This window comes from Dactylosporangium sp. CA-052675, from assembly GCF_050947935.1.
Lineage (GTDB): Bacteria > Actinomycetota > Actinomycetes > Mycobacteriales > Micromonosporaceae > Dactylosporangium.
In genome coordinates, this window is record NZ_CP192010.1 from 1261737 (window position 1) to 1274184 (window position 12448).

Sequence of the window (12448 nt, forward strand, 5' to 3'; positions counted from 1 at the left end):
TCGTCGTGTGGCCTGTTCGTTAGTCGCCTGTTCGTTGGTCGCCTGTTCGTTGGTCGCCTGTTCGTCAGAGGGTCGGTTCGTCAGGGGGCGGTGAGTTTCGCTGGGACCACGTGGAGTCCTTCGGAGCGCAGGGCCCGGCCGTCCTCGGTGACCACGGCGCTCTCGTGGCCGGGAAGGGCCGCCAGCCAGTCGATGCCGGGAAGGCCCATGGCCAGGGCGGCGGTCGCGTACGCGTCGGCGGTGCCCAGGTCCGGCCCGACCACGGTGACCGAGCGCAGCTCGCTCGCCGGGGCGCCGGTGAGCGGATTGAGGACGTGGAGCCCCCGCTCGTACGTGCCGGACGTCGCCACCGCGGTGTCGGTCACCTCCAGCACCCAGGCGACGGCCAGCGGCTCCCACGGGTGGCGCACTCCCACCCGCCACCGCTCCCGCCCGCGAGGCGCCCCGCGCACGAAGATGTCCCCGCCGGCGTTGAGGCAGTGGTTGGCCGAGCCCTCCTCGAGCAGCCGGTCGCAGGCGCGCTGGACGGCCCAGCCCTTGACGTACCCGGAGGGGTCGAGCACCCCGCCCGCGCTCACGTCGAAGTAGCCGTCGGTCTCGTCCCAGAGCTCCGCACACCGGTCGAGCACCTCGCCGACGAGCGGCGAGCACTCCTCCCGGCGGATCTCCCCGCGCGCGAGGCGGCTGATCTCGCTCTCGGCCTGGTACGTGCTGAAGATCTCGTCCACCTGCCGCAGCCACCCGAACACGCCGTCGGCGAGGCGTTCCAGCTCGTGCACGGGGAGGTCATCGTCCAGGTCGAGGCTGATCGCCATGCCCATGACGTGCTCGACCCGCACCAGGCTGTGCGTCATTGTCGCGCCCTACCCGTCATGCCGTTCGTCATACCCCAGCTCGCCGCATTCTGCTCGCCCGGCTCAATTCTGCCCGTCTCCGCCGCATCCGCCCCACGGCGTCGCCATCCTCCAGGGGCCGCATCGCCTTTGCCGCGCGCCGCATCGCCTTTGCCGCGCGCCGCGTTGTTTTTGCCGCGTGCCGCGTGCCGCGTGCCGCGTGCCGCGTGCCGCGTGCCGCATCGCCTGAGTCGCGTGCCGCATCGTGGTTTGCCGCGTGCTCCGTCGCCGCTCGCCACCCGGTGCCGCGGTCCCGCCACGCACGGCGTCCTTGATACGGATGTCGCCGTCGCTCGTGCGCCGCGCCGCCGTCCTCCGCGCGGTGCCGCCGTCCTGTCGTGCGCCGCGTCCTCGCCTCCACGCGCCGCATCGTGCTTCGACGAGCGCGGTGCTATCCGCTGAGCGGTGTCGGCCGGCCGGATCGCAGAGTCCCCGAAGCCCGTCGGCCGCGAATCAGACATCCGGGCTGTATACGGCGACGGGGTATAAGTCCGAAAAGTCGTGGCGCGGAGCGCCCGACTTTTCGTGGGGCGCACGAGTATCGGCGGTGGCGGGCCTCGGGGTGGGTCAGCCCTGGAACGCGCGGTCGATGGCGGACTGGAGGGAGAGCTTGTAGCCGCTGCTCGTGTACGTGGCGCCGGAGACGGTGTCGATGTCCGCGCTCTGGGCGGCCAGCGCTTCGGCGCGCAGCTTCGGCAGGGCCGAGTTGTTGATCTGGACCGAGCGGGAGTGCTCGCTCGGCGAGTCGAGGACCTTGACGTCGGTGATCTTGCCGCCGGAGACCACGATGCTCAGCTCGACGTTGCCGTATTCGACGTAGATCGGGTTTCCGTTGAAGGTCCCGTCCTTCATCGTGGTGCGCGGGGGCTTGGCGGCCGTCGTCGTCGGCTTCGAGGCCGGGGCGGTCGTCGTCTTTGTGCCCGCGGGCTGGGTCGTCGCGGTCTTCGTGCCGGGCGTCGGGGTCGTGCCCGGGGCCGGGTTGCCCTGCGGGTCCGTGCCCGTGGACGGCGCGCCGGCCGGGGCGGCCGAGCCGTCGGCGCCGGGGATCGGGCTCTTGGCCGCCTGGGGCTGTATCGCCGGGTCGCTCGCCGGGCTGCTGAATCCCGCCTTGGCGCCGACGAGCAGGATGGTGCCCGCCGCGGTGCCCATCAGGGCCATCAGGGCGCGTCGCATGTGCGGTCCAACTCCTCAGAACTCGAAGGGGTCCAGGTGGACCTGGCGGCGGGGGACCCGCAGGCGGCGCAGGACCTGCAGGGACTGCTGGATCAGGCCGTCGGGGCCGCACAGGTACACGTCGCGCTCGGCGATGTCCGGGACCAGCTCTCGCAGGCCCGCCGGCGTGAAGAGGCGCCGGGGGCCGGGGTCCCGGCGGTCGCCGACCACGAACCACAGCTGGGCGTGGCGCAGCTCCGACAGGTGCTCGAGCTCATGGCGCAGGTGCAGGTCGTGCACGGCGCTCGCGCGGTAGATGACGATCGCGCCGGGCGGAAGCTCCTCCAGCAGCGCGCGGATCGGGCCGATGCCGCTGCCGGCCGCGATCAGCAGGGCGCGCTGCTTCACGCGCCGGCTGGCGGTGAAGTCGCCCCACGGGCCCTCGACGAAGATCCGGGTGCCCGGGGCCATCTCCCGCATCCGGGAGGTGTGGTCGCCGACGGTCTTCACGGTGAGCCGCAGCCAGCGACCGTTGGGCGCGGCCGAGAGCGAGAACGGGTGCGCCTGCCACCACAGCCCGCGGCCGAGGAACCGCCAGCGGAAGAACTGGCCGGCCTGGGCGTCGAGGTCGTGCAGCCGGGAGCCGGTGATGTAGATCGACACCATGTCCGGGCCCTCGGTGACCACGTCGGCGACGCGCAGGCGGTGGCGCAGGTTGAGCCAGAGCGGCCCGACGACGCGGCCGAGGACCACGGCGGCGATGGTGACGACGTAGAACCCGATCCACACCGTGCGCCCGAGGCCCGGCCGGAACAGCTCCTGGCCGTTGGAGAACTGGTGCGCGAAGCCGAGCAGCAGCGCCAAATAGGCGCTGAGGTGCAGGAAGTACCACAGTTCGTAGGGCAGGGCGCGCCGCAGCCCCCGAATGCTCAGCAGCCCGATGCACACGAGCATGCCGGCCGCGATGAACGCGGTGATCATGTCCGAGTACTCACTCAGGAGCGTGCCCAGCTCGCCGGTGAACCCGACGTCGTCGGCGTAGGCGTAGCCGACCGTGATCAGCGCCGCGTGCGCCAGGATCGTGATCAGGACGGAGCCGCCGAGCTCGCGGTGCCAGAGCCCCAGGTGCCGAGCGCCGATCCAGCGCTCCAGGAACGCGAGGCGGCTCATGAGGATCACCTGCATGAGCAGCAGATAGCCGGCGATCAGGCCGGTCACCCGCCCGGCGGCCTGGAAGACCTCGGCGCTCGTGTCGATCGAGCCGGTCTTCGTGCCGAGCCACCAGGGCAGCACCGCGAGCGCGAGGCCGCCCCAGAAGAGGGTGCGCAGGAGGAACCGTCCGGCGTTGTTGTGCTCGACGGGCCGCGCCGCGGGGGCGGCGAGCGAGCCGGCCGGGCGCTGTCTCGGGACGGTCATCGTTGTCTCTGCGTACGGTGCATGCGGTTCCACTGCCATCGTGATACCAGGGCCCTGGCCTGCTCGGCCACGGGCTTAATCGGGACTTCAGGTTGTGCACAGGGGGTGCCTGTGCGGGACATGCTCGCACGGGGGTACGACAGTTTCGGATCCGTAGACTGCGACGATGCGCAGGCTCCGGCGAATTGTCCTGGTCTCGGCGGCTGTGGTCGCGGCGGTGGCCGCGACCGGGCTCGGGATGGCGTACTCACTGGGCCTCTTCGCCGAGGCCGGCCGCTTCAGTTCGGTGCCGGGCTGCGGGGTGCTCGACCCGTCGGTCTTCGCGCCCGTGGTCACCGCGGCGAAGGTCGAGGCCGACGGCGACAACTGCACCGCGTCGGACGGGAGCGTGCAGGTCAACGTGGGGTACACCCTCGTCACCAAGCACGGCACCGTCGGTGGCCCGCAGCTGGCGTCGCGCTATCTCACCGCGGTCGCGGGCGGGGACACCGAGAAGCTCGACGGGGTGGGGGATCAGGCGATCCGGCAGCGTACGCAGGCGATCGGGGCGCCCCAGGTGATCAGCATGCGGGTGAGCAACCTGATCGTCGTGCTGTCGGTGGTGAACCTCGGCGGGGGCGACCTGCCGGCCGGGGCGGAGGAGGGTCTCGTGAAGGTCGCGGCGGCGCTCGGCACCCGTTTGGCGGGCTGAGCGGGCGATCTTCTTTCGCTCCGCCTGCATGAACTCACATATGGGACTTTATTGGTCGAGACCGGACGGACCTCGTGACCCGCTAGATCCGGAAATATTCGCGTATTTCCGGGTATGACGGTGGTGGGGGAATGGCCATCGGTGCGGTCCTGGCGGGAAGGGCTCCGGCCGGGGCGGCGGGTCGCCGGAAGGAGTGCGGCAGGGTCGCCTCGGGGCGGCAATCGGTGCGGCGCCGCCACCGCCACGCGCATCGACGGAGACCGAAGTTCCCGCGGCGCCGTGATGGGTGCGCCGGGCCCGGAGCCGCCGTGATCGATGCGCCCGGCCCGGCGCCGCAATAGGTGCGCCAGGGCCGGCGTCGCTACTTCCGCGGCATCGACGTCGACCGCGCGGGAGGCACGTGGCGCCCGCAACGGTGCCCTCGGACCGGCTCGGCCGCCGGGGCGCGCGCGGTGCTGGACGCGGTGGCCGTGGCCGTGGTGGCGGGTGAGCCGCGGTCCGCGCCGGGATGGTGCCGTCGGGCCGGGGTGCGCGGTGCTGGACGCGGCCGCGGTCCGCGCCGGGGATGGTGCCGTAGGGCCGGCCCGCGCGGTGCTGGGCGCGGCGGCGGTCGCGCCGGGGATGGTGCCGTCGGGCCCGCCCGCGCATGACCGCGGCGAGGCGGGCCGGGAATCGTCAGGGCAGGCGGCGCAGGAAGCGGCCGGCGGCGTCGGTGCGGTCCTGGTACCCCAGCGCCCGGTAGAAGGCGTGCGCACCCTCGCGCGTGCGCAGGCTCGTCGCCTCCACGCTCGAGCAGCCCCGCAGCAGGCCGAAGGTCTCCGCCGCCGCGACCAGGCTGGTGCCGATCCCGCGCCCGCGCGCGGACTCGGCCACGGCCAGGGCGACGATGCGCAGCCAGGCGCCGTCCACCTCGAAGGACGGGATGACGTGCGCGGCGATGACCCCCAGCAGGCGGCCCCGCTCGTCCCACACGAACGCGGCCCCGTCCGGGTGCTCGCACCAGCGCTGGAGCCGCTCGGCGAGGTTGGTGTCGGCCTGCGGATGACCGTCACTTTCCAGCAGCCGGGCCACCTGGTCGGTGTCGTCCTGCGCGAGCCGGCGCACGCCTCGGGCGACCTGCTGGCGGTAGCTGTGCAGTACATCAGCGGTCATGAGTGCAGAGTAGAACCGGACGGCCGAAGTGTGCTTGCCGGAAAGTAGTCACTCATGTTCACGGCGCTGTGGTCACCGCTTGACTGTGGGGCCGGACGGTCTAGACTTTGCGGCCCTCGCCTTCCGGCCCTCGGATCGTGCGGAGATCGTGCGGGCGTTGGCCCGAGTTGCGGCCCTCAGATCGCGCAGGAGTCGTCCGTGCACTCGCCCGAGGCCGTGGCCGAGGATGAAGACGAAGACGAGCCGGACGGGGCGCGCAGGACGGTCAGCGAGGACTGGGCCAGGGCCTGCTCGAAGACCTCGAGCGGCTGGGCTCCCGAGACGCCCAGGCGCTGGTTGAAGACGAAGAACGGAACCCCGCTGATCCCGTACTCCCGGGCCTGCGCGATGTCCGCCTCGACGTCCTCGGCGTAGGAGCCGTCCGTCAGAGCCTGCTTCGCGGCGACCTCGTCGAGGCCGATCTCGGCCGCGAGGGACGCCAGGACCGTGTGGTCGCCGACGTCGGCGCCCTCGGTGAAGTACGCCCGCAGCAGACGCTCCTTCAGTTCGCCCTGGCGGCCGCTCGCCTTGGCGAAGTGCAGCAGGCGGTGCGCGTCGAGGGTGTTGGCGGTGCGGGCGCGGTCGAAGTCGTACGCGAGGCCCTCCTCCGCCGCGATCGCCGTCACGTGCGCGAACATGCCCTTGACCTGGCTCGGCGACAGGCCCTTGCGCGCGGCCAGGGACTCGCCGACCGTGCGCGGGTCGCCGGTCGGGGTCGACGGGTCGAGCTGGAAGCTGCGCCACTCGACGGAGACCTCGCCGGGGTGCTTCGCGAGCGCGCGCTCCAGCCGCCGCTTGCCGATGTAGCACCACGGGCAGACGATGTCGGACCAGACCTCGATCTGGATCATGTGCGCGCTCCTCAAGCTCGTTGACGCTTCAACAATACTCGCGCCGAGGCCGAAGTCGAGTCGCACAATTTCATGAAATATCCGAAAAGGCGGGTGAACGCCCGCCCTGAACGGTCCAACGCTGTCCACATAGGACCGCACGCCGCGATGCCGACCAGCCCGCAACGGCTCGAACCGACGTCGCCGGACCCGGACCCGCGCTCGGATGCGAGCCGGCCCGGGCCCCGGCGCACGCCGTCGCGGTCACCAGTCCGAGTTGGCGCCTCCGGAGCCGAGGATCACCTGGTCGTACCCGTTGCCGTCGTTGTCGTCCGTGTACGCCACGCTGAACTCGCCCCAGTTGTCGACGGCCACCCCGAGCTGCTCCTGCCGCCCGGTCGTCGTCTGGGTGAGCACCTGCGCGGGGAGGCGGCCGGTCGTCGTGCCGTCGGGGTTGAAGCCCCGGCCGTACTGCTCGGTCGCCGACCAGCCGACGACGGTGTTCGCCTGCCCGTCGATGCCGATCACCGGGTTCGTCCCGCCGTCGGCGACGAGCACCTCGGTGCCGCGCGCGGCCGCGCCGGGGGCGAACGAGCGCGTCCACACGCCCGCGGTGCCGGTGTGGTCGGACTCCCACGCCACCGCGAAGTCCCCGGTGAAGTCCTCCGCGATCGCGGCGTGGCGCTGCTGGCCGCCGCCCAGGCTGTTCGCGGTACGCCGGGACAGGTTGACGGCCCCGTTGGCCTTGGCCAGGCCGACCAGCCCGATGTTGGAGTAGCCGTTGCCGTCGGCGTCCTCGTCCCACACGACCAGCGCGTCGCCGGACGCGGAGACCGCCACGTCGGGCCGGTGGTGCTGGCCGGTCTGCTGGGACGCGAAGACCTCGTAGGCCTTCGTCGTCGGTCCGGTGTACCCGGCCGCCTTCACCGTGTACGTGCTGCCCTGCACGTCCTCCCAGACCACGGTGAACGCCACCGCGCCGCTGGTCGGGGCGCCGTCCGGGTCCACCGCGACCTTCGGCAGGATCTGGTCGCCCGCGGTGTCGGCGTTGGCGCGCCCGGACGCGGTGACCGAGCCGGTCGGGGAGATCACGCGGTACTGGACGTTGTACACCCCGTTGCCGTCGCCGTCCTCGGCCCACACCACGACCGCGTTGCCCTTGTCGTCGATGCCGACGTCGGGCGAGAGGTGGGTCCAGTTGCCGGTGCCGCCGGCGGAGAGCTTGAGCTCGTACTGGGCGGCCCCGTTGGCGAACATGCGCACCCAGACGTCCGAGTGGCTGTTGTTCTCCGGCGCCGAGGTGTCCCGGTCGTCCTCCCACACCACGGCGACCTGGCCGTTGCGGTTGGTCGCGATGGCGGAGGTGTCCTGGTCTCCGGTGGCGACGGAATTGGCCGTCGTCCACGTCAGCGAGGCGAGCGTCAACGCTACAAGAGCCTGCATGTCGTACTCCTAAATGCTCTGCAGGCCCGGACGGCCGTCGAGGATCGCGAACGACTTGAGCGTGGTGGCCGCCGCGCCGTGCTCGGTGACCGAGGCGACGCCGCGGAAGTCGGCGGTGACCTGCGCCGGCGTGATCGTCGTGCGCACGTAGCCGCGGCGGTTCGAGTAGAACTTCAGGTGCGGGTTGGTCGCGGCGTTCGGGATCGCCGTGTCCGCGGTGCCGTTGCCGCCCGACGTGATCGACGTGCACACGAGCTCGGTGCCGATGACCGGGGAGCTCGCGTTGGCGTAGTCGGCCTTGAGGTTGTTGGCCCACGAGGCGTGCACGTCGCCGGTGAGCACCAGCGGGTTGCGCACGCCGCGGTCCACCCAGCCCTGCTGGATGCGTGCCCGCGAGGCCCGGTAGCCGTCCCAGGCGTCCATGTTGCTCGCGCCGGACGCGTCGAACTGCCGGGCGAAGAACACCTGCTGGCCGATGACGTCCCACTTCGCCAGGTGCTGCCCGAGGCCGTCGAGCAGCCAGGCCTCCTGCGCGGTGCCCGGCAGGCTGCGGGTGGCCAGATCGGCGTCGGCGCACACCTTCCACCCGTCGCCGCAGGCCTGGTCGTTGCGGAACTGCCGCGTGTCGAGCATGTGGAAGACGGCCAGCTGGCCCCACTGGACGCGGCGGTAGAGGGGGATGCTGTTGCCGTTGTTGGCGTTGGCCGGGCGCAGCGGCATGTTCTCGTAGTACGCCTGGTACGCGGCGGTGCGCCGGGCCGTCCACTGCGCCGTGGTGAGCGCCGGGCTGTTGTCGGCCCGCGTCATGCCGGCGAAGTTGTTCTCGACCTCGTGGTCGTCGGGCACGACCAGCCACGGGGCGATGGCGTGCGCGGCCTGCAGGTCGGGGTCGGACTTGTACTGCGCGTACCGGCGCCGGTAGTCCGCCAGTGAGACGATCTCGGCCCCGGCGTGCTGGCGCAGCGAGCCGGAGGTCGCGGCGTCCTCGTAGATGTAGTCCCCGAGGTGCAGGATCAGGTCCGGGCGGTCGTCGGCCATGCGGCGGTAGGCGGTGTAGTACCCGGACTCGTAGTGCGCGCAGGACGCGAAGGCCATCACGAAGTCCCGGCCGAGCGTGCCGGCCGCGGGCGCGGTGCGGGTGCGCCCGACGGGGGAGATGTGGCCCTGCGCGCGGAAGCGGTAGTAGTACTCGGCGTCCGGCTGCAGGCCCCCGGCGACCACGTGCACCGAGTGGGCGGCGGCGTAGCGGGCCGTCACCGTGCCCGACGCGACGAGCGAGGCGAACGTGCTGGTGGCCGAGACCTGCCAGTCGACGGCGACGTCGGCGTTGGCCATCCCGCCCTGCCCGTCGGCGTTGAGCGGGCTCGGCGCGAGGCGGGTCCACAGCACGACGCTGCTCGCGTCCGGCTCGCCGGAGGCGACACCGAGCTGGAACGGGTAGGGGACGGCGGCGCTGGCGCTCTGCAGGGGCGCGACCACGGCCCCGGCGGCGGCGACCCCACCGAGGACGAACGTGCGGCGGCTGAGCCTATTCATGGGCACACCTTCGAGTCCGCTCATGAACACAGCATTGCCGGTCACTGTATAGATGTCTACGGATGTGTACGCACCTGGTGCGGGGTGCGGCCGAAGGCCTTGCGAAAGGCGCGGTGGAAGCTCGCGACGTTGACGAACCCGGCCTCCGTGGCGATGTCGATGACGCGCAGATGCGCCCGGGACGGGTCGCGCAGGTCCCGGGATGCCTTCTCCAGCCGCAGCCGGCGCACGGTCGCCGCATAGGACTCCGGTTGCGCGCTGAAGAGCCCGTGGACGTACCGCACCGAGACGCCCAGCCGCCGGGCCGTCGTGGCGGGGGAGAGGTCGTCGTCGCTCAGGTGCTCCTCGATGTCCGCGAGCGCCGCGGCGTGGGTGCGCGGCGACCGTACCGGAGCCGGAACCGTGGGATCGAGCGCGATGGCGAGCATCCCGGCCGCGTGGACCGCCAGCCGCTCCGGGCGCCGCACCGCGGGCACCGACTCCAGCGCGAGCCGCACCGCCGCGCCCACCCCGGCGCGCGTCGGCACCGCGGCCGCGGTCGGCACGGGGCCCTCCAGCAGGGGTCGCGGGACGAAGAACGAGAGCTGCTCGAAGTCCGACCCGAACTCGAACCGGAACGGGCGCCCCGTGTCGACGAGCCCCAGCTCCCCGGGGCGCAGCAGGGTGCTTCGCCCGCCCTGGGCCATGAGGCTCGTCCCGCGCACCTGGAGGTTGGCGTAGTACCCGTGCACGGGCGAGCGCGCGATGTCGTCCTCGGTCCGCCGTACCGTCTGGCGCTGCGACGCGATCCGGGCGAGCGCGAGCCCGCCCAGCCGCCACTGCTCCACGTCGCCCGCGAACGCGCCGCGCAGGTCCGACTCGGGCGTCAGGGCGAGGAAGGCGGCGCAGATGAGCTCGCGCCAGGCCGCGAACTGCTCGCCCGGCGCGTGGTCCCCCGTCGACCAGCGCATGCTCCCCTCCTGTCGGCTAGCCGTCTGTGCACCCCATGCAACGTCCGGCTGCGCCATCGGCAACATGGTTGCGACGGGGTTCCGACACGGTGAGTGCATGAGGACTCGCTTCACCGACGCGTTCGGCCTGACCACGCCGATCGCCCAGGCCGGCATGGCGTTCGTGGGCATGACGCCCGACCTGGCCGTCGCCGTCAGCAACGCGGGCGCGCTCGGCGCCCTCGGCGTGGGGCTCATGCCCGCGCCCGCGCTCGGCCGGACGATCGCCGCGATCCGCGCCGGCACCCCCGGCCCGTTCAACGTCAACTGCATCACCGTGTTCACCGACGACGAGCAGATCGACGCGATCTGCGCCGCCGGCGTGGCGGTCGCCTCGTTCCACTGGGGCCACCCGCGGCAGGACTGGACCGACCGCCTGCACGCGGCCGGTGTCAAGGTCTTCGAGCAGGTCGGCTCGGTCGACGCGGCCCGCGCCGCGGTCGACGGCGGCGTCGACGCGGTCGTCGCCCAGGGCCAGGAGGCCGGCGGCCACAACGCCTCGACGCTGCCGCTGTTCGCCCTGCTGCCCCTGGTCGCCGACGCCGTGGGCGCGGACGCGCTCGTCCTGGCCGCGGGCGGCATCGCCGACGGCCGCGGCCTGGCCGCCGCGCTCATGCTCGGCGCGGACGGCGCCTGGGTGGGCACCCGCCTCGTGGCCTCCACCGAGTCGGCGGCGCACGACGGCTACAAGGAGCGCCTGGTCGCCGCGGCCGCCGAGGACACCGTGCGCACCGCGCTGTTCGGCCCGGACACCCCGCGGTTCAACCCGATGCGCGTGCTGCGCAACCGCGTCGTGCGCGAGTGGGCCGACCGCACCGGCGACATCCCCGACTCCCCGCTGCCCGTGATCGGCGAGACGATCCTGGGCGGCCGGACGATCCCGATGCACCGCTTCTCCAACCTGGTCCCGATGCGCGACGCGACGACGGGCGACCTGGAGGAGATGGCGCTGCTGTCCGGGCAGGGCGTGGGACTGGTGCGCGAGATCCGCCCCGCGGCCGAGCTGATCGCCGAGATGACCGCCCAGGCGGAGAAGCTGCTCGGCGCCGGCTGGTCCTAGCCGAGGCGTGGCCCTGACGGTCCGGCGGTGGCCCCGGTGCTCGTCGCGCCGGAGGCCGCCGCTCGGCGCCGCGGGGCGCGGCTGGGCCTGGCCTAGGCTGCCGTGATGGACTTCTCGGGGCAGCGCCTGGTCGATGCCGACTTCTCCGGCCGGACGTTCGACGGCCCGGTCAGCTTCCAGCGGGCCGAGTTCGTCGGTGACGTCTCCTTCGCCGGTGCGCGGTTCACCGGACCGGTCGGGTTCGGCCGGGCGCGGTTCCGTGGCCGCGCCGACTTCACCGGGGCCGAGTTCGCCGCCGAGGCGTGGTTCGGCCGCGGTACCGAGACGTGGTGGGAGGACGACGAGCGCTGGGAGACCGACCTCGTGCCGCCGCCGTGGGACGAGGCCCTGGACGGCCCCGACCCCGACTGGCCGGTCGCGGTGCTGGTCGAGGACTACCAGGACTGGCAGGAGGGCGGCGACGGCACCGTGTTCGCGGGGGACGTGACGTTCGCGGGCGCGCGCTTCGCCGGGCCGGCCTGGTTCTACAACGCCCGCTTCGGCGGCGCGGTCTCCTTCGCCGGGGCCGCGCTCGGCGGACGCTTCCACCTGGACCACCCGGCGGCCGACCTGACCGGCGCGCACTGGACCGGCGACGGCACCGCGGTCTTCCCGCTCGGCTGGACGGCCCCCGGAACCGGCGGCGAGGTGGTGCGGGACCCCGCGGCGGACCTGGGCTCCGACCGCCCCGAGCTGCGCCAGCCGATCGTCACGGCCCTGTGCGCCCTGCTGCGCTCGCCGTCGCTGACCGAGGAGGGGCGCCGGGACACCCAGCGCCTCCTGGCCGACCGCCTGCGCCGCTGGCCGGGCCTGATCGTGAACCTGTGCGCGGCGACGCTGGTGGACCTGGATCTGAGCGGGTGCTCGGCCGAGTACGCGGACTTCAGCGGCGCCCAGTTCCACGGCACGACCCGGTTCGCGGGCAGCGCCCTCAGGCGCGCGTCCTTCTCGCTGGACGGGCCGCGGGGTCACGCGACGTTCCTGGGTGAGGCGGTGTTCGACGCCGAGCCGCCGCAGTACGCCGTCTTCCGGTGCGGCCGCCCCTGACCGCCGGGGAACGCGAGCGCGGCATCGCCCGTCCCCGCCGTCGCCCGGGTGAGGCGTAGGTGCCGTACCTGCTCGCCGCGGGCCTCCAGCCGGGCGGCCGCCGAGTCGATGGCGCCTGCGGTGGCGGGTCGGTGCCGCGGCAACTATGATGCATAGTGAGA

At 72.9% G+C, this 12448-nt stretch carries 11 protein-coding genes; 3 read left to right on the forward strand and 8 right to left on the reverse strand.

Features of this window, described 5'->3' with window-relative positions; all coding sequences use genetic code 11:
• Positions 1–80: 80 nt before the first annotated feature.
• The 3 genes from ACQP1P_RS05670 to ACQP1P_RS05680 form a co-directional block, all read right to left on the reverse strand.
• A complete protein-coding gene (locus tag ACQP1P_RS05670) occupies positions 81–854 on the reverse strand; it encodes an FAD:protein FMN transferase (RefSeq protein WP_433083775.1) in 774 nt (257 codons plus the stop codon).
• 606 nt (positions 855–1460) lie between these two features.
• Positions 1461–2066 carry an FMN-binding protein gene (locus ACQP1P_RS05675; protein WP_433083777.1) on the reverse strand — a complete coding sequence of 202 codons (606 nt, stop codon included), beginning with the start codon at positions 2064–2066 and terminating at the stop codon, positions 1461–1463.
• Positions 2067–2081: 15 nt separating this feature from the next.
• Entirely contained in the window at positions 2082–3461 is a 1380-nt protein-coding gene (locus ACQP1P_RS05680; RefSeq protein ID WP_433083779.1) for a ferredoxin reductase family protein, read from the reverse strand.
• 166 nt (positions 3462–3627) lie between these two features.
• On the opposite strand from ACQP1P_RS05680, the gene ACQP1P_RS05685 reads away from it, so the two are divergent.
• Positions 3628–4152, forward strand: a complete 525-nt coding sequence (locus ACQP1P_RS05685; protein WP_433083780.1) for a hypothetical protein — start codon at positions 3628–3630, stop codon at positions 4150–4152.
• Positions 4153–4827: 675 nt separating this feature from the next.
• Here ACQP1P_RS05685 and ACQP1P_RS05690 read toward each other — a convergent pair.
• From ACQP1P_RS05690 to ACQP1P_RS05710, 5 genes are all read right to left on the reverse strand, one after another.
• Positions 4828–5304: a GNAT family N-acetyltransferase gene (locus ACQP1P_RS05690; RefSeq protein WP_433083781.1), complete on the reverse strand. Its 477-nt coding sequence runs from the start codon at positions 5302–5304 to the stop codon at positions 4828–4830.
• Between the two features lie 176 nt (positions 5305–5480).
• Positions 5481–6194, reverse strand: coding sequence for a DsbA family oxidoreductase (locus ACQP1P_RS05695; protein WP_433083783.1), 714 nt, complete (start codon positions 6192–6194; stop codon positions 5481–5483).
• A 243-nt stretch (positions 6195–6437) separates the two neighbouring features.
• The gene (locus tag ACQP1P_RS05700; protein ID WP_433083785.1) at positions 6438–7616 is read right to left on the reverse strand and encodes a hypothetical protein; all 1179 of its coding nucleotides are present in this window, start codon (positions 7614–7616) and stop codon (positions 6438–6440) included.
• A gap of 9 nt (positions 7617–7625) precedes the next feature.
• Entirely contained in the window at positions 7626–9152 is a 1527-nt protein-coding gene (locus ACQP1P_RS05705; RefSeq protein WP_433083787.1) for an alkaline phosphatase D family protein, read from the reverse strand.
• 56 nt (positions 9153–9208) lie between these two features.
• The gene (locus tag ACQP1P_RS05710; protein ID WP_433083789.1) at positions 9209–10102 is read right to left on the reverse strand and encodes a helix-turn-helix domain-containing protein; all 894 of its coding nucleotides are present in this window, start codon (positions 10100–10102) and stop codon (positions 9209–9211) included.
• Between the two features lie 97 nt (positions 10103–10199).
• Between ACQP1P_RS05710 and ACQP1P_RS05715 the strand changes: the two genes are divergently transcribed.
• On the forward strand, positions 10200–11201 hold the full coding sequence (locus tag ACQP1P_RS05715; RefSeq protein ID WP_433083791.1) for an NAD(P)H-dependent flavin oxidoreductase: 1002 nt from the start codon (positions 10200–10202) through the stop codon (positions 11199–11201).
• A 105-nt stretch (positions 11202–11306) separates the two neighbouring features.
• Positions 11307–12287 carry a pentapeptide repeat-containing protein gene (locus ACQP1P_RS05720; RefSeq protein ID WP_433083793.1) on the forward strand — a complete coding sequence of 327 codons (981 nt, stop codon included), beginning with the start codon at positions 11307–11309 and terminating at the stop codon, positions 12285–12287.
• Positions 12288–12448: the final 161 nt, after the last annotated feature.

What these genes read in the sequence shown, in the direction of transcription:
- ACQP1P_RS05710 (WP_433083789.1), bottom strand. Translation starts at nt 10,102, where the DNA reads ATGCGCTGGTCGACGGGGGACCACGCGCCGGGCGAGCAGTTCGCGGCC.
- ACQP1P_RS05715 (WP_433083791.1), top strand. Translation starts at nt 10,200, where the DNA reads ATGAGGACTCGCTTCACCGACGCGTTCGGCCTGACCACGCCGATCGCC.
- ACQP1P_RS05675 (WP_433083777.1), bottom strand. Translation starts at nt 2,066, where the DNA reads ATGCGACGCGCCCTGATGGCCCTGATGGGCACCGCGGCGGGCACCATC.
- ACQP1P_RS05720 (WP_433083793.1), top strand. Translation starts at nt 11,307, where the DNA reads ATGGACTTCTCGGGGCAGCGCCTGGTCGATGCCGACTTCTCCGGCCGG.
- ACQP1P_RS05670 (WP_433083775.1), bottom strand. Translation starts at nt 854, where the DNA reads ATGACGCACAGCCTGGTGCGGGTCGAGCACGTCATGGGCATGGCGATC.
- ACQP1P_RS05690 (WP_433083781.1), bottom strand. Translation starts at nt 5,304, where the DNA reads ATGACCGCTGATGTACTGCACAGCTACCGCCAGCAGGTCGCCCGAGGC.
- ACQP1P_RS05705 (WP_433083787.1), bottom strand. Translation starts at nt 9,152, where the DNA reads ATGAATAGGCTCAGCCGCCGCACGTTCGTCCTCGGTGGGGTCGCCGCC.
- ACQP1P_RS05700 (WP_433083785.1), bottom strand. Translation starts at nt 7,616, where the DNA reads ATGCAGGCTCTTGTAGCGTTGACGCTCGCCTCGCTGACGTGGACGACG.
- ACQP1P_RS05685 (WP_433083780.1), top strand. Translation starts at nt 3,628, where the DNA reads ATGCGCAGGCTCCGGCGAATTGTCCTGGTCTCGGCGGCTGTGGTCGCG.
- ACQP1P_RS05680 (WP_433083779.1), bottom strand. Translation starts at nt 3,461, where the DNA reads ATGACCGTCCCGAGACAGCGCCCGGCCGGCTCGCTCGCCGCCCCCGCG.
- ACQP1P_RS05695 (WP_433083783.1), bottom strand. Translation starts at nt 6,194, where the DNA reads ATGATCCAGATCGAGGTCTGGTCCGACATCGTCTGCCCGTGGTGCTAC.